This is a genomic window from Frankia sp. AvcI1 (genome assembly GCF_001420875.1).
Classification (GTDB): domain Bacteria; phylum Actinomycetota; class Actinomycetes; order Frankiales; family Frankiaceae; genus Frankia; species Frankia alni.
On the sequence record NZ_LJFZ01000007.1, the window covers coordinates 159,732 to 179,395 of the forward strand.

Genomic DNA, 19,664 nt, shown 5'->3' on the forward strand with positions numbered 1-19,664 from the left:
TTCCCCGGCCATACCTGCGAAAACGCCGGCGGCAGGCGGCAGGCGGCAGGCGGCAGGCGGCCTGCCGCCGGGCCGTCACCCGCGCCGCCGAGGCCGCCACCGGCCCGCTCGGCGTCACCCGCGCCGCCGCCATCGCCGGCCCTGCTCGGAGTCAGTCGTCGCAGTCGTCGTGACCGCTGCCGGACCCGTGCGGCGCCGCCCGCCCGCCGCCGCCCCCGTGCCCGCCGCTGCCTTCGTGCCCGCCGCTGCCCCCGTGCCCGCCGCCCCCTCCGCCGTGGCCGCCCCCTCCGCCGCCGTGGCCGCCGCCTCCGCCACGTGCGAGCACGACGGGAGCGGCCGCGCAGGCGGAATCCTGACAGGCCACCACGCCCCCGGTGAGGAGCGCGACAGCGAGGGCGAGGGTCATCAGGCCCTTGCGCATAGGTTCAGTCCTCCGTGTGCGTCAGTCCTCCGTGCCCGACCGGGTGATCAACGCCGGGATCGCCGCCCACAGCACCGCCAGGACGACCAGGGTGGCGCTCGCGGCGACCGCGGCCGTGGTCCGGCCCTTGGTGACGTCGAAGATCAGCAGGACCACCCCGGAGATCGCCAGGGCCAGCACGGCGAGCCCGACCTGGGCGAGCCGGTTGGCGATCTGGACCAGCGTCTCCTTCTCCCGCCGGCGGAACAGGGCGCGGTGCAGGCTCACCGNCATGATCAACAATCCGGTGGCCGTGATCGACAGCAGTACGATCGCGAGGTAGAGCCACTCCTGACCGTNGGTGAGGTCGGCGAAGCGGTTCTGGAACGGCAAGGCCAGCAGGAAGGCGGTCAGCAGCTGCACGCCCGTCTGGGCCACCCGCAGCTCCTGCAGGATGTCGGCCCAGTTGCGGTTGCGGCGCTCCTGTGCGGACTCCGGGTCCTCCTGGTCGGCGCGCCGGCCCGGGCCGGACGGGTCGGAGATGTNGGTGCTGGCGGTCATGGCGGACGATCTACCCCGTTGGCCCCGCCCCACACGAACCGGCCGGTCGGCCGCGTGATCCTGCCCGAGGCGGCCGTCCACGGATTTTCCGGATGAACTGTGTCACACCAGATGGGGGGTCGAGAATCGGCAGCCCGCGTGCTCGCCTCGTTGCCCGCGACGGGCACCCACGGGTGGCACCGGCCCGGCCGGACCGCCACGAAGGCGGCCACCCGGGGCCAGGTTGCCGCAGGCCGGCCGTCCGGGAGCACACCCGCGCGAACCGGGTGCCGTAGAATCCCGGCGGCGACTCGCCGACCCTCTCGGTGTCGATTCCGCGTTCGAACTCGATCGACGCGCTCCACCTGCGCGCCGGCCATGGCGTGCCCGGCCACGGCCCTGATCGTGACCACAGCGGCGCCGGCTCGTCGACGAGCACCCGCCCACACCCATCGCTGTGATCACGGTGGCGGGTCCCGGCGCGGCATATCTTGATACCCAGACGGAGTAGACGTGAAGCGGAGTCTCGGTGACTGATTCGACGATCATCTATACCCACACGGACGAGGCCCCGGCCCTGGCCACGTACTCGTTCCTGCCGGTGGTGCAGGCGTACGCGGCGACGGCCGGCGTCCCGGTGGAGAGCCGCGACATCTCCCTCGCGGGGCGGATCATCGCCAGCTTCCCCGAGCATCTCGAACCCGGGCAGCGCATCGACGACGCGCTCGCCGAGCTCGGTGAGCTGGCGAAGACCCCCGGGGCGAACATCATCAAGCTGCCGAACATCTCGGCGTCGATCCCGCAGCTCAAGGCGGCGGTCGCCGAGCTGCAGCAGCAGGGCTACGCGTTGCCGGACTACCCCGACGACCCGCGTACCGACGCCGAGCGCGACATCCGCGCCCGCTACGACAGGATCAAGGGCAGCGCCGTCAACCCGGTGCTGCGCGAGGGCAACTCCGACCGTCGCGCCCCCGCCTCGGTGAAGGCCTACGCCCGCGCGCACCCGCACCGGATGGGCGCGTGGAGCGCCGAGTCGAAGACGAACGTCGCCACCATGGGCGCCGACGACTTCCGCTCCACCGAGAAGTCCGTGATCCTGCCCGCGGACGACACCCTGCGGATCGAGCTGGTGGGCGACGACGGCAGCACCAGCGTCCTGCTGCCCGCCCTGCCGGTGCTCGCCGGCGAGGTCATCGACGCCGCCGTCCTGCGGGTCGCCGCGCTGCGCGAGTTCCTCACCGCGCAGATCGCCCGGGCGAAGGCCGAGGGAGTGCTGTTCTCCCTGCACCTCAAGGCCACGATGATGAAGGTCTCCGACCCGATCATCTTCGGCCACGGGGTCCGCGCCTTCTTCCCGAGGACGTTCGCCACCTACGGCCAGGTACTCGCGGCCGCCGGGCTGACCCCGAACGACGGCCTCGGCGGCATCCTCAAGGGCCTCGACGCGCTGCCCGACGGCGCGGCGATCAGGGCGTCGTTCGAGGCCGAGCTCGCCGAGGGCCCGGCCCTGGCGATGGTCGACTCCGACCGCGGCATCACCAACCTGCACGTACCGAGCGACATCATCGTCGACGCCTCCATGCCGGCGATGATCCGCACCTCCGGCCACATGTGGGGCCCGGACGGCGCCGAGGCCGACACCCTCGCCGTGCTGCCGGACTCCAGCTACGCCGGCATCTACCAGGTCGTCATCGACGACTGCCGCGCGCACGGCGCCTACGACCCGGCGACGATGGGCTCGGTGCCCAACGTCGGCCTCATGGCGCAGAAGGCCGAGGAGTACGGCAGCCACGACAAGACCTTCGAGATCGCCACCACCGGCACCGTCCGCGTGGTCAACGCCGCCGGCGAGGCCGTGCTGGAGCAGGCTGTCAGCGCCGGCGACATCTTCCGCGCCTGCCAGACGAAGGACGCCCCCATCCGGGACTGGGTGAAGCTCGCCGTCACCCGCGCCCGCGCCACCGGCGACCCGGCGGTGTTCTGGCTGGACGCCGCCCGCGCCCACGACGCCCGCCTGATCGAGAAGGTCCAGGCCTACCTGCCCGAGTNCGACACGGCCGGCCTCACGATCGAGATCAAGGCGCCGGTCGACGCGATCGCGTTCTCGCTGCAGCGGATCCGCCGCGGCGAGAACACCATCTCCGTCACCGGCAACGTGCTGCGCGACTACCTCACCGACCTGTTCCCCATCCTGGAGCTCGGCACGAGCGCCAAGATGCTCTCGGTGGTCCCGCTGATGAACGGCGGCGGCCTGTTCGAGACCGGCGCCGGCGGCTCCGCGCCCAAGCACGTCCAGCAGCTCGTCAAGGAGAACTACCTGCGCTGGGACAGCCTCGGTGAGTTCCTCGCGCTCGCGGTGAGCTTCGAGCAGTTCGCCCTGTCCACCGGCAACTCCCGGGCGAAGGTCCTCGCCGACACCCTCGACCGGGCGACCGCCACGTTCCTCAACGAGGACAAGTCCCCGGCGCGGCGCGTCGGCGGCATCGACAACCGCGGCAGCCACTTCTACCTGTCCCTGTACTGGGCGCAGGAGCTGGCCGCCCAGACCGACGACGCCGCCCTGGCCGAGGCCTTCGCCCCCCTGGCGAAGACCCTCACCGACCAGGAGCAGACCATCGCCGAGGAGCTGCTCGCCGTGCAGGGCAACCCGGCCGACATCGGCGGCTACTACCAGCCCGACCCGGTGAAGGCCACCGAGATCATGCGCCCCTCGAAGAGCTTCAACGAGGCCCTCGCGCTGCTCGGCTGACCCTGGGCCACCCCTGCCGCAGCCGTCCGCAACGGCGCACGTCCCCCACCCGTCTCGCAGCACGGCGGGCGGGGGACGTGGTATTTCTGACGGATGGGTCACGTCGGGAGGAAGTGCGGCGATGGGTCGGGTTGAGGGCAAGGTTGCGCTCGTCACGGGCGCGGCCCGCGGGCAGGGACGATCCCACGCCGTGNGGCTCGCGCAGGAGGGCGCCGATCTGATCCTGCTCGACGTCCTCGAGGACCTGCCGACGCTCGACTACCCCCTGGGGACCGGAGACGATCTGGCCGAGACGGTGGCGGCGGTCGAGGCCGCGGGCCGGCGGGTGGTGTGGGACAAGGCCGACGTCCGGGACTTCGACGCCGTGGCGGACCTGGTGGCGCGCGGGGTCGCCGAGCTCGGCGGGCTGGACGTCGTGTCGGCCAACGCCGGGATCTCCCCCCGGCTGGCGAAGCTCTGGGAGATCACGGCGCAGGAGTGGGACGACCAGATCGCCGTCAACCTGACCGGGGTGTTCAACACGATCCGCGCGGTCGTCCCGCCGATGATCGCCGCCGGCCGCGGCGGGGCCATCGTGCTCACGAGCTCGGGGGCGGGCCTGGCCGGGATCCCGCACCTCGGCGCCTACAACGCGAGCAAGCACGGCGTCGTGGGCCTGGCCCTGACCCTCGCCAACGAGCTGGCCCGCCATGACATCCGCGTGAACGCCCTGTGCCCCGGGACCGTGGGCACGCCGATGGTGACCGAGAACCGGTCCCAGCACCGCTTCTTCCGACCCGACCTCGAGGCCCCGGGCCTGGCGGAGACCAAGGCGACGCTGGCGAAGGTCTCGCCGCTCGGTCGTCCCTGGATCGAACCGATCGACGTGACCAACGCGCTGCTGTGGCTGGTCAGCGACGAGGGCCGCTACGTCACCGGCGTCGCCCTGCCCATCGACCAGGGCACGCACAACCGCACCTAGCCGGCCGCCAGCCGGGCCCGTCCGCGCTCGGCGGGCGGGTCCAGTGGGTGGACGCGCCGGTGGACGACGGCGGGGCAGGGGTCGGCTGCTGCGCGGAGTCGCCGCGGCACCGCTCGGGCTTGTGGCACTGGGGTACCACGAACGGCGACGCCGGCGGGTAGGTGACCACCAGCCCCGGTCCCCCCGAGTTGGCGTTGGGTCCCGCCTTGCGCTGGGGCAGGTTCTCGCCCGGACTGTTGGCGCCGTAGAAGGTCCGACTGATCCCCTGGGGCGAGCCGGCGCCAGCCCCGCCAGTGCCAGCTCCGCCGGTGCCGGCGGCCGCGGGTGGCGCGGCGCCGCCCCGACCGGCCGGGACCGCAGACGGCGGGATCCGCGCCGGCTCGGCGGCCCGCGGCGCCGTTGTGCCCGCTCCGGCGCTGCCGGCGGCAGGGGCGCCGTGCGCCGCGCCGCCCGCGCCGGGGACAGAGAGCCCGGTCGCCGCGGCCGACACCGCCTCCCCCTGCCGTGCACCGGTCGTCCCCACTCCGGTCGTCCCCACTCCGGCCGTCCCCGCACCGGCCGTTCCCGCACCGCTGGTTCCCGCGCCGCCCATCCCGNCCCCGACGCGGTCGACCGACGCCGAGGGGGAGGCCGTCGCCGAGGGGGAGGCCGCAGGCCGCCCGCTCGGCTCCCCGCCAGCGACCGAACCTCCGCAGCCCGCCAGGCCGACGGTGAGGACAGCGGCGGCGACAACGGTCCGCCGCACCCGTCGCCTGGTCACCCGTTCGGCCCGCAGCTGAAGCTTCACCCACCTCGGCTTCCGCTGGGGGGCTCCCCTTCCTGCGCCAGCGCCGCCGTACGACAGCCGATCGACCGGAACCCCCTGGACGTCGCCCCATCCGAGCAGCGAGTCCCGTCCGAGCGCGGAGTCCCGTCCGAGCGCGGAGTCCCGTCCGAGCAGCGACGCGCTCCCATCCACCACAGCCTCACCTCTAAGCCGATCACCGGTCTGCCGCCTCTGCGGAGATATAGGAAGAACCTTCTCACTCCACCCTTTCCGGGCCGTCAAGGACTCTCCGCCGGCCACCGCGCAGACCGATAGTCGCCAGCCCGCTGGCGCTGCCGTCCGGCGAGGTGGCGGTCAGATGATGCCGAGGCCGACCACGGTTCGAGGCCCGAGGTTCTGCCCCACCGCCGCGACTCCTGGTGCTCGGTGGAATCAATCGATCTGAATGCTGGTTGGGTGNGGGAGCGGGGTCCCCGTTGTTCGAGTATCACCATGGCGGACGTGAGGCGCCTGAGTTACGGACTTGTCGGCCCCGTGCAGAGATACGCCCCGACCGTCTATCGCTCCCGTGGGGAACAGTGGCTCGCGATGAACGCCCGAGAGGTGCGATCGGGCTGAGGCGGCTGAAATTCGGGGGGTACGGATCCAGAGCGGAGACCGGGCTGGCGCGGTGCAGTAAGGAAGGGCGCGTGTTCCGGTCGAACGAGTGGACTGCCCTTGGAGAAGACCACAAGAATGGTCTATCCAAGAAGGAGGGGTTCTACCTCAACCATCGAATGTCGATCGGCATGGAATCGGGGATGACGTGGGATCCCGCGCGCCCGTCTATTACCAGTGCCAACGCGGAGAGTGCATTACCTATTGCTTCTTCTATGTCTTCAACAATGTGACTGCCGGAAAGTTGACGGCGTTGGATCACGAAGGTGACTGGGAGCTCCCAAAAGAGGGATGGTCGTATCGTCGCCTTCAGCGCATTGGATACCCACGCGAACTATCCGACCGCGGGTCTCCCCACGGGGCCGGATCGGCGTGATGTCACCACCATGGGTGAACGGTGGAACACCTACGCGCATCTGGTGGACGCGGGTCAGCAACCCTGGTTCGGTTACCGCGGTGCGTGGGGAGAGGTTGGCACCACCCATTTCGCCGATGCGCCGGCGGGGCCCGGGGGCCGCGCGGCCGACTACCCGGACCCGGCTCCTCCGACCTGCTGATCGAGGCCGACACCGGCACCGGGAGTGCGGACGTCCTGCGTCAGGCAGATGCCGCCCAGGCCTTCCTGGGCGGCATCCCTGACCGGACGGCGGCTCAGACCGACCGTCTCGACCGGCCCGTCCGGTCGAGACGACGCGCGTCCCNGGGCCAGCGTCAGGATCGGGGGGTCAGAGGTAGGTGGCGCCGAAGGTCTCGATGAACTCGAGCGACTCCTTGGGTGACCCGCCCGGCGCCGAGATGATCAGGTTGGTGACGCCGGCGTCGGCGAGGGTCTGGAACGCCTCGCGGTGACGGTCGGCCTCGTGGTCGGGGCGGTTGATGGTGGCGTCGAGGTAGGCCGGGGCGATGTCGAGCTGCGATGCGCGCTCGCCGGCCAGGTCCCGCNGTTCGCGGATCTTCGCGGCCATGGCCTCGGTGGTCGCGAGCTGGGCGGTCCTGGTGGTGGTGAACAGCTCCGCCGGCCCCCCGAGCGGCATCCACCCCTGCACCTTCTGCGCGACCCGGCGCAGGGTCAGCTTGGAGTTGCCACCGATCCAGATCGGGATCGGGTCCTGCACCGGCCGGGGCCGGGCGATCACGTCACGCGCCGTGAAGTGCTTGCCCTGGTAGCTGAACGGCTCGCCCTTCCAGTGCAGCGGCAGCACCTCGAGGGCCTCGTCGAACAGCTCGTTGCGCTCGTCGAAGTCGACGCCGAGGGCGAAGAACTCGGCCTTCAGGTAGCCGGTNCCGACGCCGAGGGTGAGGCGGCCGTGGGAGATCTTGTCCAGGGTCGCGGCGGACTTCGCCAGCAGGAACGGGTTGCGGTAGGGCACCACGGCCAGATAGGTCAGCAACCGCAGCCGGGTGGTGACCGCGGCCGCGGCGCTGAGCGCGACGAACGGATCGAGCGACTGGTGGCCACCTGAGGCAAGCCAGNGGGCGCCGGGGATCGGATGCTCGGTGAAGGCGAACCCGTGGAAACCGGCGGCCTCGGCGGCGACGGCGAGCTCGCCCACGTCACCGGCGTCCAGCAGGTCAGCCTCGGTGCCGTTGGTCTCGGGATACTGGTACACGAACCGCAACGTGTGCTCCTCGTCCAATCGACTCGTCCACTCGACGTGTCCCGCACCACAGCCTGCCCTTTCTTGACGGTTGTGCCAAGTGATGCGCCGACCAGCTCGTTGTCGCGGCCCGTCCTGGCTACGAGTGGNCCCCCTCCTGTCCGGAAGGGGGGACGTCGAGCCACTGTCGTGGATGCGGAGCAAGGCCATAGGATCACGCATCGTGTCGGGTGAGATGGACGGATCTGGGGTGGTTTTAGGGAAAGGTTGGCGAGGAGCGGGTCCCGGCGTGATCGTGGATCGGAAGCGGGTCGGCGCGGCCCTGCCGGGCTACGAGCTGGGCGACCAGCTCGGGGCGGGTGGCTTCGGGCTCGTGCTGGCCGGGTGGCACCGCCGCCTGCAGCGCGACGTCGCGATCAAGGTACTCACCGCCGGTGGCTACGACCGGGCGGCGGCCGGTTTCGCCGCCGAGGCGCGGATCCTCGCCCGCCTTGATCATGCCCACATCGTCCGGGTCTACGACTACGTGGAGACCGGCGACCTCCGNCTGATCGTCATGGAAATGCTTGGCGGGGGCACGCTGACCAGCCGCCGGACCACGCTGAGCCAGCCGGGTGCGTGCGCGGTCGGCCTGGCGGTGGCCGGGGCTCTGTCCTGCGCGCACGCCGAGGGTGTGCTGCACCGGGACATCAAGCCCGACAACGTGCTGTTCGACCTCGCCGGGATGCCGAAGGTGGCGGACTTCGGCATCGCGAAGCTGGTACTGGGCGGGGCAGGCAACGCGAGTGCGGTGATCGGGACCCCGCTGTTCATGGCACCCGAGCAGCGGGCGGGCGGCCGGTTGGGGGCGGCCACGGATCTGTACGCGCTCGGCATGGTGTTGTACCTGCTGCTCGGCGGGGTGACGCCGGGCGAGCCGAACCCGTCCGCCGGCGCGGTGCGGGGCAAGCGAGGCGCCCGTGACCTGCGGACGCCGGTCAGGGTGCCCGCGCCGGTCGCCGAGGTGGTCACGCGGGCGCTCGCGGAGAACCCGGCCGACCGGCCGCAGTCCGCGCAGGTGTTCGCGCTCGAACTCGCCCGGGCCGCCNCCAGCGCCTANGGCCCGGGGTGGATCGCCCGCTCGGGTGTTCCGCTGCGGCTCGACGACGACGTCCGCCTCGCCGCCGAGCGGCCCCCGGCCACCATCCACGCGGCGTCGCCGTCGGCCTCGTCGCCGCCGGCCTCGTCATCGCCGGCCTCGTCGCCGCCGGCGTTGGCGCCCAGGGGGAGCCCCGACCGCCGCCGCCATCGCGCGCAGCCGGATCGCCGTCCGACCCCGCAGCCGCCCGCCGGCCGCCGGGGCCGCCGGCGCCTCCTCGCCGTTGCGGCGGCGCTGCTGCTGGCCGTCGCCGGCACGGTGGTCACCGTCGTCGCCAGTCACCAGGATGTGGATCCCCCCGCCGCGGAACCGCTCGGGCCGCCGTTGACCGGCCACACCAACTGGGTGACCTCGGTGGCGTTCTCCACGGACGGGCGCCTCCTCGCCAGCGCCAGCAAGGACGGGACGGTCCGGTTGTGGGCCGTCTCCGACTCCGCCCACGCCCACGCACTCGGTCCGCCCCTGCCCGGCCGCACCGACGGCGTGGTGTCGCTGGCCTTCTCCCCGGACAGCCGCCTCCTCGCCAGCGGCAACTGGGACGCCACGGTCCGGCTCTGGGACGTCTCCGACCCGGCCCACCCACATCCACCCACGATGGTGCCGCCCGCCGATGCCGGCCCGGTGAGCTCGGTGGAGTTCTACCGGGACGACCGCACCCTCGTCGAGAGCAACACCGACGGCGTCGTGCGGGTGTGGGACGTGAGCGACCCGGCCCATCCGCAGCCGCGAAGCCGGTTCCCGACGGGTCATACCGACAACAGTTGGGCAAGACCGGTACTCGCCCCGAACGGCACCGTTCTGGCCGGTCCCGCCGGAGACAACTCGGTGGGGNTGTGGGACATGAGCGATCTGGCCCATCCCCGGATGTTCGGCCGCCCGCTGAGCGGCCACCGCGGGTCGGTGTACGGGATCGCGTTCTCCACGGATCTGCGGACGCTGGCGACCGNCAGCAAGGACACCACCGTGCGCCTGTGGGACATCACCGACCCGGCCGCCCCGGCGCCGCTGGGCAGGGCACTGTCCGGGCACACCAGCACCGTGTGGTCGGTGGCGTTCTCCCCNGACGGCCGCACGTTGGCAAGCGCCAGCTTCGATCAGACGATACGCCTGTGGGATGTGACNGACCGTGCGCATCCCCGCCCGTTGGGACCGCCCCTGTCCGGCCATACCGATTTCGTGCAGTCCGTCGCGTTCTCCCCGGACGGCCGCCTCCTCGCCAGNGGGGGCCGAGACCACACGATCCGGCTGTGGACCATCCCCGCCGGATCCCGGGCCGCCGGACGCTGACGTCCCCGGAACCGACCGTGTGAGCGAGGGCGACGAAGCGATGACCCTGGACAGNACGGAAGCGACGCGACTGTTCGAGCAGTCGTATCGGGCGCTGATGAGCTATCGGTATCTGGGGAAGGACAATCCCCACCTCGACCGTGGGGCGACCCGCGAGACGATGCCCCTGCGGACCGACATGCNCAACAGCGCGGGGGGAATCATGGCNGCACCGCTGTGCGTGCTCGCGGTCGAGCCCTGGTGGCTCGACTACCAGGGAGTCGCCGCGATGGTGGCACCGGTGACGATGACCTACTCCATGCTGGACGCGATGGGATTCAGCCGATCCGTCGTCGTCGACGCGGACGATCCCGAGCGGCTGATCGCGATCACGACCGGAAGCGGGTTCGATCTCGGCGTCGTCCCCGACGGGTTCGAACCCATTGACAATCCCGTGGACGAGTTCGACGACGACACGATCCTGCCTCCGTTGTACGAGGCGTTCGGCGGACACCTCGACGACGACGGCTCCGTCGTGATTGCCGAGCTCTCGCCCGCGCTGGGCGCGCCGACCCGGTCCCTGCACCAGGCTCCGATCAACATCATCGCGGAGGCTGCCGCGACGGCGGCCCTGCNGATGAGGCGTCCGAGGCGGTGGCCTGGCCGCCGGTGTCCGGGAGAGGTGGACGCTGGCCGGCGTGGCATCCTCGGGTCATGCAGACCATCTACGAGGCCGTGGGCGGCAGCGAGGGTCTGCTCCGGCTGGCGCAGGCGTGGCATCGGCGGGTGATGGCCGACGAGGTCGTCAGCCACGCGTTCAGCCACGGGTTCCACCCGCGGCACAGCGAGCGACTCGCCGCGTACTGGGCGGAGGCCCTCGGCGGTCCTGCCTCGTACTCCGACGCCTACGGTGACGAGACGTCGGTCGTGCGGATGCACAGCGGCAACGGTCCGCACGAGGAGATGGACCGCCGGGCGATCGCCTGCTTCGACCAGGCGCTGGCGGACGTCCGGCCGCACCTCGGTGAACCTCTTCGGCGGGCGTTGCACGACTACTTCGCCTGGGCCACCACGACGACCATGTCGTCCTACCACGACTCCGCCGACGACGTTCCGGTGGGCCTGTTCATCCCGCGATGGTCGTGGAACGGGCTGCAGCGCTGAATTGTCAGCGTGCATCTCGACGAATCCAGGTCGGGACCACAGGAAAGCACGGCTATCCCACCGCAGATCCGTTCAGGCCGTCATGCGAGGGTTGCGATACTCGGCGCTGGCAGGCAGTTCCGGGCGGGAGAACGTGCGAGGTGATCGTGGGCAGCCGGAACCGTGAACGACGCAAAGCCAAGCAGAAGGCCCGCGCGAGCCGCGGCCGCGATCAGGCGGCCGGGCCGGCGGCGGGGCCGTTCTACGAGGAGCGCAGCCGCCGTGAGTTGCTGGCGGAGAGGATCGACCGGCTGGTCGTGGCGGCGATGAACGCCCTGATCGACCAGGACGACGCGGCGCTGGCCGCCTGCGTGGAGTCGCTCGTTGCCACGTCGGGCGGGCCGAGCGGACGTCGGGCCGTCCATCGATCCCTGACCGGCTGGGCCGACCGCAGCGTCGAGGCCGCCTGGCAGCGCGGCTGGCAGCCGGTCGACGTGCATCGGATCGTGCACCGCCGGGCCGGCCCGCGCCACGCGCGGCTCGCCGTCGACGCGATCGCCCTGCAGATGCGCCGGTACGCGGCCGCCACCGTCGACGAGCGGTGGAGGGCGCAGCTCGAGNCACTCGACGCCACGGTGTGGTGGGACCGCGACGACGCGTGGCTCGACGCCTGGGGTGAGCGGGAGAACCGGGACCGGGCGGAGGTCCTCGTCGACACGCTCGACCTGCTCGGCGTGCTGAACACCCTGCCCGAGATCGAGACGCTGTGCCCCCCGCCGGGCACCNCGCGACGCGACACCGCCGGCCACGGAGAGGAAGACGGCCACGGAGACGGGCACGGAGACGGAGACGGCCACGGACACGGCCGGGGAACCGCGGCCGGCCAGGCGTCCGGGCCGCAGCCCGATCCGCGCACGAATCCGCGCATCCTCGACAAGGTCCGGGCGCTGCTGGCGAAGGCCGAGTCGACCGAGTTCGCCGAGGAGGCCGAGGCGCTCACCGCCAAGGCCCAGGAGCTGATGGCCCGGCACAGCATCGACGAGGCGCTGCTCGCGGCCGCGGCGGGGGAGGGCTCCCGCGACGCCCCGGCCGGCTGCCGGGTCGGCATCGACAGTTCCTACGAGGTGGCCAAGGCCAGCCTGCTCGACGTGGTCGCGGAGGCGAACCGGTGCCGCTCGGTATGGTCGAAGAGCCTCGGGTTCGCGACGGTCATCGGTTTCCGACCCGACCTCGACGCCGTGGAGCTGCTCTACACGTCGCTGCTGGTCCAGGCGACCGCGGCGATGATGACGGCCGGGTCCCGCCAGGACCGCGCGGGACGATCCCGCACCAGGTCGTTCCGGCAGTCCTTCCTCGCCTCGTTCGCGGTCCGCATCGGCCAACGCCTGATGGCCGCGACCGAGCAGGTGAGCGAGCAGGCCGCGGCCGAGGNGGGTGACGGCCGCCTGCTGCCCGTGCTCGCAGCCCGGACGGACTCCGTCCGGGAGGCGACGGAGACGATGTTCCCGGAGATCGTCGCCCGGTCGGTGAGCGCGACCGACCGGGAGGGCTGGGCGTCCGGCCGGGCCNCCGCCGACCTCGCCTCCCTGCTCACCCGCGACGAGGTGACCGCCGACCCGCGCGGATAGCTCGACCGTGCCGGACCGGCGGCAACGGTGGTCTCCCCGTTGCTCTTGGCGGTCTGCACATGGCGGACAGCATTTGCTTCAAAGATGATCCAGATGGCTCCCACGNGGCGTACGCTGACCGAGCACTGTCCGTCTGCAGACATGACCCGTCCACCGAGATGACCGGAGGAAACATGGCCATGACCGACGCCGACATCCGGGTTCCCACCGAGGTACGTGACCGNCTCGCCCGCATCGCCTCCGCGGAGGGAATGTCCCTGCGGGCCTACCTCACCCGCCTTTCCGACTCCGCGATGACCCCGGGCGAGCGTGCCGAGCGGTCCGGGCGCACGCTGGCCATCCTGCGGGCCTGGAACGGCTACAACCCGACGGAGGCGGAGATCGCGGAGATCGACGCCAAGCTCGATCCGATGCTCGACCGAGTCCGCCGGTGAGCGCGCCGGCGCACGTCGTGCTCGACCAGACGGCGATGCTCGCCCTCGGTGGCGGCAATGTCGCCGCCTCGCGCCTGGTCGCCCGGGCCGACCGCGGTGACGACCTTTACCTGTACGCCCCGACGTGCGCACTGGTCGAAGCGGACCGGGCCCGTCGAGGCGTGGCCGAGCACATCGCCTCCCTGCCTGCGGTGATCGTGCTGGACCTCGACCTGCCCGCCGCCCTCGCCGTCGCCCGGGAGGAGAGCTGNGCCGCCGCCCACACCCGCTACGCGGCCACCCCGACTCCGGAGCGCATCGACGGCGCCGCGGTCGCGACCGCCACCCCGGAGCGCTGGCAGGACCAACCGTTCGACCTCATCAACCTCGCCCGGTGACCACGGCCGAGCCGGGTGTCCGCTCCCACCCGGCTCGGCCGGCCAGCGTCACCTGAACGGCGTCGCACTGGTGCGCACGGCGACCGCCTGCTGTCAATGCCAGCGGGTCGACGTGAACGTCAACAGGTCATGGTGAACGCATTCTCCCGCCCTGCGCGGATCAGCGCGGATCAGGGTGCGGTGTTGTCCTGCCCTCGGGGGCCTGCCGGGCGCGGGCGCGGTGCACCGCCTCATCCACCAGCACCCGCGACAGCTGCGCAACCTTGAGGTGCTGGGACTGGCTCATCGCCCGCGGCCGCTCGAATGCCTCCTCGGGGCCGCTCCCCGTGCGGCTCATGATGATCCCCAGCGCCTGGTCGATGACAGCGCGGCTGGTCAACGCCTCCTGCAACTGCGCGGCCAGTCGCTGCGCCTGCGCCAGGACCTGGGCGTTGCGTACCGATACCGCCGCCGGCTGGGCGAAGAGCTCCCCGATCCGAATCGCATTGGGCCCGAACGCNTCCTTGGCATGGGCGTAAACGTTCATCGCTCCCACCACCCGATCGGGCAGCAGCAACGGCAGCGAGAGCACGCTGTGCACCCCCATCCGCCCCACCCGTGGGCCGAACCGTGGCCAGCGCGTCTCCCCGCCCAACGACCCCGACGACTGCGTGCGCCTCGACTGCACCGCCAGCAGGGACGGCCCCTCGCCCAGCCGGTACTGGACGTCGTCCACCACCTGCACGAATTCGGCGCTGGCCACCACCGTCTGGGCCCGGTTGTCCTCCAGCATCGTCAGGCCGGCGCCCTCCGCCCCCGGAATGGCCTGCACCGCGAACTCCGCGATCTGAATCAGCGTTTCGCGCACCGGCCGGAGCCCCGTCAACAGCCCCGACAGTCCCGTCAGGCTCGCCGCCAGATCGTCATCGTCCACAGCAGCAGCCCCTCATGGGTGAGCGTCGCATCAACATCGCCGCGCCCCGAACCGTAGACCAGTAAGTCACCCGCGCGCGGCGCCGGACAGGGCACCTTCGTCACCGAGCGCGAAGGCGATCACCGTCTCGGGTGGAGGAGGGGGCGTAGCCTGGGGATGCTGAGAACCAGCCGACCCGGGTCGGGGACTGCCGCCCACGCCGCACCCCGCGAGCATCACTGCTCACCGCCGGGTGCCCCGGTGACCGCCCCGCGGGAGCCACCCATGACCTCCGAAAGCGTGCCCACCTCCGTGCGGGCCCAACCGGCAGCGGATCTCGGCAGCTACTACGGCACGCACCGGGGCAAGAGCGCCTACGCCCGGGAGACCAGCGCCGGCAGCTGGCAGGTCAAGGTCCACGATCCGACCAACCGCCTGGCCGGCCACGACGGCTGGCTGTTGCTCGGCACCGGCTGGTCGACGCTGCCCGAGGCCTGCGCCGCCACCGGCCTGAGCTGAGCGCCGACGACCTTGGAGTAGGCGACGCGGTCGACCAGGAGATCGAGCGCGATCGACGAGGCCGGCCGCGAATGTGCCGTCAATGAGGCCTGTCGCGTCCTGCCGCTTCCTGCGGCCACAGGCAGTCCGGAGCTACGGTAGCTCGGTGGAATTACCGCCAATGGCTGGGAGAACCGATCCCCCGGGTGCACCTGGCCAAGCTTCTGCTCGCCTCGCGTATTCCACCCTTGACGCCCGCACGCTCAGCGCGTTGAGCGCCGCAGACTCGTCGACGCGGCTTCAGGCGACCCTGGTGGTTGGCACGAACCCCGACTCCGGCCTCCTCGAGGCGCTCGTGGAACGGTGCGCGGTCGAGCCGGACTTCTTCGTGCGCGACATGCTCACCTGGGCATTGACCCGTCTCCCGGTGGAGATCACGGTGCCCAGACTCCGCACGGAGCTGCAGTCCGAGCGCGCCCAGGCCCGAAGCCAGGCGCTGCACACGCTGTCCAAGATCGGGGACGGGAGTGCGTGGCCCTCGATCACGCGGTCGCTNCTGCACGACCCCGTCGACGAGGTGGCGCGAAGCGCGTGGNGTGCTGCCGTCGTCCTCGTGCCCGCCCGGGAAAAAGAAGGGCTGGCCGCGGAACTGGCCGCACAACTCGGCCGCGGCGACCGGTCGGTGCACCTGAGTCTGAGCCGAGCCCTCGTCGCACTCGGAGATGTGATCGAGCCGGCCCTGCAGACGGCAATGGCGAGTGCCGACCCGGCGGTGTGCGCGCATGCCCGCGCCACGGAGCTGCTCCTCCGAGACCCGGAGGCCGGTTTCGACGCAGCCATCGACGAGGCGAGACGGATCGTCGCCCTCGGGACGCAAGGGCCGACATGACCCGACCATGGCGAGCACGGAGGACCGGACGGCGAGCCTGACCGGGCGGTGGCGGATCGTGGAGATGGACCTGTGGGATCAGGAGGCCATAGACCTCGTCGAGCCCGGGTTCATCGAGTTCGCCAAGGACGGGACCGGCCAGGTCGGGTTCATCGCCGTCCGCGGCTNGCTGGACTGCCGTTCCACCGAGCGCGACGGCCGACCCCTCCTCGAGTTCAGTTGGAACGGCGACGATGACGGCGACGAGGTCAGCGGGCGCGGCTGGGCCGCGCTGGGCGAGGACGGCACGCTCAGCGGGCACCTGTTCTTCCACATGGAGACGACTCCGGCTTCCGTGCGACGCCCGTCACCGGAGCCGACGCGCAGGACGAGCGTTGAGCGAGTACCGGTACCACGANTTCCTCGCGGTCGACCGGCCGCTCGACGCGCAGGCGCAGCCCGACGTGCGCTCGCCGGCTACTCGTGCGCAGATCATCCCTCCGCTGACGACCTATGCCGTGAGACGTGGCCCCTTGTGGATTTGTTGATAAGGGGGTCAGGGGCGACACCGGACGCGACTANGCACCGGTAGGCTCCCTTCGTGCTTACAGGTGGTCTACGGAGCGGGATCGACCGGGTCTGGGACGCGTTCTGGTCGGGAGGGATCTCCAATCCACTGGAGGTCATCGAGCAGATTACCTACCTGATGTTTATCCGGCGCCTGGACGCCATCCAGAGCACCATGATGAACAAGGCGAAGCGCACCGGCCGGNCGATCGAGCGCCCGGTGTATTCGGACGCGACCGACGAACTGCGTTGGTCGCGCTTCCGGGCGCTGGGCAGCCCCGACGAGATGTTCGCCGTCGTGCGGGACAGGGTCTTCCCGTGGCTGCGCGAACTCGGGGGCGAGGNCTCGACCTACCAGGAGCACATGAGGGGCGCCCGGTTCACCATTCCGACGGCGAATCTGCTGGCAAAGGTCGTCGACATGCTCGACGCCCTTCCGCTCGACGAGCACGACACCAAGGGTGACCTGTACGAGTACATGCTCAGCAAGATTGCCACAGCCNGTCAGAACGGCCAGTTCCGCACCCCGCGACATATCATCCAGCTGATGGTCGAGATGACGGCCCCGACTCCCGGCGACAGGATCTGTGACCCGGCCTGCGGGACGGCCGGATTCCTGGTCGAGAGTGCTGCCTACCTCGGTCGAACCCACCCCGAGACCCTGCTCGACCCGGGCGCGCGCCGGCATTTCGGTCACGAGATGTTCCACGGCTTCGACTTCGACAACACGATGTTGCGCATCGGCAGCATGAACATGCTTCTGNACGACGTCGAGCAACCCGACATCCGTTACCGCGACTCGCTTGCCCAGAGCGCCGCGGGTGACGCCGGAGAATACTCGCTGGTTCTGGCCAACCCGCCGTTCGCCGGTAGCCTCGACTACGAGACGACCGCCAGGGACCTGCTCGCCGTCGTCAGGANCAAGAAGACCGAGCTGCTGTTCCTCGCTCTCTTCCTGCGCCTGCTCGGNCTGGGCGGCAGGGCCGCGGTCATCGTGCCGGACGGCGTCCTGTTCGGTTCGACCAGGGCGCACCGGGAGCTCCGGAGGATCCTGGTCGAGGATCACAAGATGGAGGCGGTGGTCAAGCTGCCCGGCGGCGTTTTCAAGCCCTACGCCGGAGTCTCCACCGCCATCCTCTTCTTCACCCGTACCGACAGCGGCGGCACCGACGACGTCTGGTTCTACGACGTGACCGCCGACGGCTGGAGCCTGGACGACAAGCGCGCCCCCCTGCTGCCCGAGGACAAGCTCGGCGTGGTTCCGTTCGCCCCCTTGGACGAGGCGGACCACGCGAAGAACAATCTGCCTGACGTGCTGAGGCGCTGGGGTGGGCGCCTCGGCGCCGAACGCAGGCGCACCCGCACCGAGCAGAGCTTCTGCGTCCCCAGGGCGGAGATCGCCGCCAACGGCTACGACCTGAGCCTCAACCGGTACCAGGAGATCGTTCACAACGAGGTCAGGAACCGCCCGCCGCTGGAGATCCTGGCGGAGATGGAGCGCCTGGAATCCGACATCCAGCAGGGCATGTCCGAGCTGAAGGGACTCCTCGGATGAGTGGTTACCCGGCGACTCCGCTCGGCGAGTTCTGTGAGATCATCTCCGGTGCGACGCCGAAAACGGCCAGCGAGGAATACTGGGGTGGAGAAATTCCGTGGGCTACGCCCAGGGATCTGGGAAGTCTGAACTCAAAATTCCTGGCCTCGACCTCACGGGCCATCACCGAGGCTGGGCTCCGTAGTTGTGCGACTCATGTCCTGCCTGCCGGATCCGTTCTCCTCACCTCGCGCGCCCCTATCGGCTCTGTCGCGATCAACGCGCGGCCGATGGCGACCAACCAGGGCTTCAAGAGTCTCGTCCCCGACACCTCGAGGGCACTGCCCGGCTACCTTTACCACTGGCTGAGATGCCAGCGGTCCCGCCTGCAGAGCCTCGGCAACGGCGCGACCTTCAAGGAGCTTTCGAAGTCGGCCACCGCCAGGATCGCGGTCCCNCTNCCCCCGCTGTCGGAACAGAAGCGGATCGAGCAGATGCTCGACCAGGCGGACACGATCCGAGCGCGGCGTCGCGAGACGATCGCCCGTCTCGAGGAGCTGGCGCAGTCGATCTTCTCCGTCATGTTCGGCAACCCGGTGCAGAATGAGCGAGGGTGGCGGAGGGTCCCGCTCTCCGAGCTGGTCGTCAGGATCGACAGCGGTAGGAGCCCGGTGTGCCTCGACCGCCCTGCGCGGCCCGGAGAATGGGGCGTCCTGAAGCTCGGAGCCGTGACGAGCTGTGTCTACCGGGCGGGGGAGAACAAGGCCCTTCCGCCGGATGTCGCTGCGTTCTCCGCCTGTGAGGTCAGGCCCGGAGACCTGCTTTTCTCCCGCAAGAACACCCGCGAACTGGTTGCGGCCTGCGCGCTCGTGGACGCGACGCCTGCGCGTCTTCTGCTGCCGGATCTGATCTTTCGACTCGTGGTCGAGCCGCGGAGTGCGGTCGACCCCGTCTACCTCCACCGGCTGCTCACCCATCCGGAGAAGCGCCGAAAGGTTCAGGGGCTCGCCAGCGGCAGTTCCGCGTCCATGCCGAACATCTCGAAGTCGCGCCTCCTGGGCCTGGAGATCGAGCTTCCTCCCATGGAAGTCCAGAAGGAGTTCGCGAACCGAGTCCGCGCTCTTGAAAGAATCAAAGTCGCCCACCAAGCCAGCCTGGTGGAGCAGGACGAGCTGGTCGCCTCGCTTGNGCACCGCGCCTTCCGGGGCGAGCTGTAGGATGCCCGCGTCCCCATCGGGTGGCNGCNCCCACCCGGCTCGGCCGGCCAGCCCAACTCGCCGGCTGTCCAGGTAACCGCGGGAATGGGGATGGTGCCCATCCGCAGATGCGGCTCACTATGATGCGCACCTCTCGGACTGCCTGACCCACCACGCCATTCCCCGGTCGGCGCTGCCCGCCGATCGGCCGGTCGGCGGGCAGGCCGTCGGACCTGCGGTCAGGCCCGAGGTGGCCGGGCGCTCGAACTACGTGCCTGATCGCGCCGGACTGTCGGACGATGCTGTCGTGGGCGCGGTGAGATCGTAGACGGGTTCGCCGCCGATCGTCGTCGCCGTGTAGTGCTGCTGGACCCAGGTGCTGATCGTGCCGCCCGGCCCGCCGGACCGGCCGCCGAACCCGCCGGACCGGCCGCCGAACCCGCCGGACCGGC

14 protein-coding genes and 19 pseudogenes are annotated in these 19,664 nt (G+C 70.9%); 22 read left to right on the forward strand and 11 right to left on the reverse strand.

From position 1 onward, the window contains the following. Positions 1-151: 151 nt before the first annotated feature. The 4 genes and pseudogenes from UK94_RS34335 to UK94_RS46115 all read right to left on the reverse strand — a co-directional run. Positions 152-421, reverse strand: coding sequence for a hypothetical protein (locus tag UK94_RS34335; protein WP_050997125.1), 270 nt, complete (start codon positions 419-421; stop codon positions 152-154). Between the two features lie 21 nt (positions 422-442). Further along, positions 443-690 (reverse strand): DUF6328 family protein (locus tag UK94_RS46105; protein WP_235487234.1); only part of this gene is annotated, 248 nt, incomplete at its 5' end. Position 691: 1 nt separating this feature from the next. After that, positions 692-759: pseudogene (locus tag UK94_RS46110) on the reverse strand (hypothetical protein); the annotation flags it as partial. Position 760: 1 nt separating this feature from the next. Beyond that, positions 761-943 (reverse strand): annotated as a pseudogene (locus UK94_RS46115) (DUF6328 family protein); the annotation flags it as partial. A gap of 526 nt (positions 944-1,469) precedes the next feature. Between UK94_RS46115 and UK94_RS09835 the strand changes: the two are divergent. The 4 genes and pseudogenes from UK94_RS09835 to UK94_RS09840 form a co-directional block, all read left to right on the forward strand. Further along, the coding region (locus UK94_RS09835) for an NADP-dependent isocitrate dehydrogenase (protein WP_235487235.1) at positions 1,470-2,988 on the forward strand (1,519 nt) is incomplete at its 3' end. Position 2,989: 1 nt separating this feature from the next. After that, positions 2,990-3,689: pseudogene (locus UK94_RS46120) on the forward strand (NADP-dependent isocitrate dehydrogenase); the annotation flags it as partial. A 121-nt stretch (positions 3,690-3,810) separates the two neighbouring features. Further along, positions 3,811-3,882 (forward strand): hypothetical protein (locus tag UK94_RS73320; RefSeq protein ID WP_268761286.1); only part of this gene is annotated, 72 nt, incomplete at its 3' end. A gap of 1 nt (position 3,883) precedes the next feature. Further along, positions 3,884-4,650 (forward strand): annotated as a pseudogene (locus UK94_RS09840) (mycofactocin-coupled SDR family oxidoreductase); the annotation flags it as partial. A 2,148-nt stretch (positions 4,651-6,798) separates the two neighbouring features. Here UK94_RS09840 and UK94_RS46125 read toward each other — a convergent pair. From UK94_RS46125 to UK94_RS46140, 4 pseudogenes are all read right to left on the reverse strand, one after another. Continuing rightward, positions 6,799-7,015: pseudogene (locus tag UK94_RS46125) on the reverse strand (LLM class F420-dependent oxidoreductase); the annotation flags it as partial. 1 nt (position 7,016) lies between these two features. Further along, a pseudogene (locus tag UK94_RS46130) lies at positions 7,017-7,356 on the reverse strand (LLM class flavin-dependent oxidoreductase); the annotation flags it as partial. A gap of 1 nt (position 7,357) precedes the next feature. Next, positions 7,358-7,546: pseudogene (locus tag UK94_RS46135) on the reverse strand (LLM class flavin-dependent oxidoreductase); the annotation flags it as partial. Position 7,547: 1 nt separating this feature from the next. After that, positions 7,548-7,710: pseudogene (locus UK94_RS46140) on the reverse strand (LLM class F420-dependent oxidoreductase); the annotation flags it as partial. A gap of 196 nt (positions 7,711-7,906) precedes the next feature. Here UK94_RS46140 and UK94_RS46145 point away from each other — a divergent pair. The 11 genes and pseudogenes from UK94_RS46145 to UK94_RS46175 all read left to right on the forward strand — a co-directional run. Next, a partial coding sequence (locus UK94_RS46145; protein ID WP_235487314.1) for a protein kinase occupies positions 7,907-8,217 on the forward strand: 311 nt, incomplete at its 3' end. A gap of 1 nt (position 8,218) precedes the next feature. Then, positions 8,219-8,758 (forward strand): annotated as a pseudogene (locus UK94_RS46150) (serine/threonine-protein kinase); the annotation flags it as partial. Between the two features lie 339 nt (positions 8,759-9,097). Further along, a pseudogene (locus UK94_RS75945) lies at positions 9,098-9,640 on the forward strand (serine/threonine protein kinase); the annotation flags it as partial. Between the two features lie 33 nt (positions 9,641-9,673). Further along, the coding region (locus UK94_RS46160) for a WD40 repeat domain-containing protein (RefSeq protein WP_313949471.1) at positions 9,674-9,755 on the forward strand (82 nt) is incomplete at its 3' end. A 1-nt stretch (position 9,756) separates the two neighbouring features. Further along, positions 9,757-9,870, forward strand: a pseudogene (locus UK94_RS73325) (hypothetical protein); the annotation flags it as partial. Position 9,871: 1 nt separating this feature from the next. Further along, a pseudogene (locus UK94_RS73330) lies at positions 9,872-9,930 on the forward strand (WD40 repeat domain-containing protein); the annotation flags it as partial. 22 nt (positions 9,931-9,952) lie between these two features. Continuing rightward, positions 9,953-10,029: WD40 repeat domain-containing protein (locus tag UK94_RS46165; RefSeq protein ID WP_313949472.1), on the forward strand; the 77-nt coding region annotated here is incomplete at its 3' end. A 1-nt stretch (position 10,030) separates the two neighbouring features. Next, positions 10,031-10,096 (forward strand): annotated as a pseudogene (locus tag UK94_RS73335) (hypothetical protein); the annotation flags it as partial. A 693-nt stretch (positions 10,097-10,789) separates the two neighbouring features. Beyond that, entirely contained in the window at positions 10,790-11,239 is a 450-nt protein-coding gene (locus tag UK94_RS09860) for a group II truncated hemoglobin (protein WP_041939326.1), read from the forward strand. A 146-nt stretch (positions 11,240-11,385) separates the two neighbouring features. Beyond that, a pseudogene (locus UK94_RS46170) lies at positions 11,386-11,838 on the forward strand (hypothetical protein); the annotation flags it as partial. 306 nt (positions 11,839-12,144) lie between these two features. Beyond that, the coding region (locus UK94_RS46175; protein WP_268761287.1) for a DUF2786 domain-containing protein at positions 12,145-12,649 on the forward strand (505 nt) is incomplete at its 3' end. Positions 12,650-13,817: 1,168 nt separating this feature from the next. On the opposite strand, the gene UK94_RS46180 is transcribed toward UK94_RS46175, so the two are convergent. Then, positions 13,818-14,156 (reverse strand): ANTAR domain-containing protein (locus UK94_RS46180; RefSeq protein WP_235487237.1); only part of this gene is annotated, 339 nt, incomplete at its 5' end. A 1-nt stretch (position 14,157) separates the two neighbouring features. After that, positions 14,158-14,570 (reverse strand): annotated as a pseudogene (locus UK94_RS46185) (GAF domain-containing protein); the annotation flags it as partial. Positions 14,571-14,834: 264 nt separating this feature from the next. On the opposite strand from UK94_RS46185, the gene UK94_RS09885 reads away from it, so the two are divergent. The 7 genes and pseudogenes from UK94_RS09885 to UK94_RS46215 all read left to right on the forward strand — a co-directional run bounded on the left by UK94_RS09885 (position 14,835) and on the right by UK94_RS46215 (position 18,037). Beyond that, positions 14,835-15,068, forward strand: coding sequence for a hypothetical protein (locus tag UK94_RS09885; protein ID WP_011604460.1), 234 nt, complete (start codon positions 14,835-14,837; stop codon positions 15,066-15,068). A gap of 1,448 nt (positions 15,069-16,516) precedes the next feature. Then, positions 16,517-16,687 (forward strand): type I restriction-modification system subunit M N-terminal domain-containing protein (locus UK94_RS46190; RefSeq protein ID WP_235487317.1); only part of this gene is annotated, 171 nt, incomplete at its 3' end. Position 16,688: 1 nt separating this feature from the next. After that, positions 16,689-16,826, forward strand: a pseudogene (locus UK94_RS46195) (hypothetical protein); the annotation flags it as partial. 1 nt (position 16,827) lies between these two features. Next, positions 16,828-16,984: pseudogene (locus UK94_RS46200) on the forward strand (DNA methyltransferase); the annotation flags it as partial. Position 16,985: 1 nt separating this feature from the next. After that, positions 16,986-17,245, forward strand: a pseudogene (locus UK94_RS46205) (N-6 DNA methylase); the annotation flags it as partial. Between the two features lies 1 nt (position 17,246). Continuing rightward, a pseudogene (locus UK94_RS46210) lies at positions 17,247-17,402 on the forward strand (DNA methyltransferase); the annotation flags it as partial. A 71-nt stretch (positions 17,403-17,473) separates the two neighbouring features. Further along, positions 17,474-18,037, forward strand: a complete 564-nt coding sequence (locus UK94_RS46215) for an N-6 DNA methylase (RefSeq protein ID WP_235487319.1) — start codon at positions 17,474-17,476, stop codon at positions 18,035-18,037. A 1,442-nt stretch (positions 18,038-19,479) separates the two neighbouring features. Here the strand turns inward: UK94_RS46215 and UK94_RS46220 are convergent. After that, a partial coding sequence (locus UK94_RS46220; protein WP_235487239.1) for a hypothetical protein occupies positions 19,480-19,664 on the reverse strand: 185 nt, incomplete at its 5' end.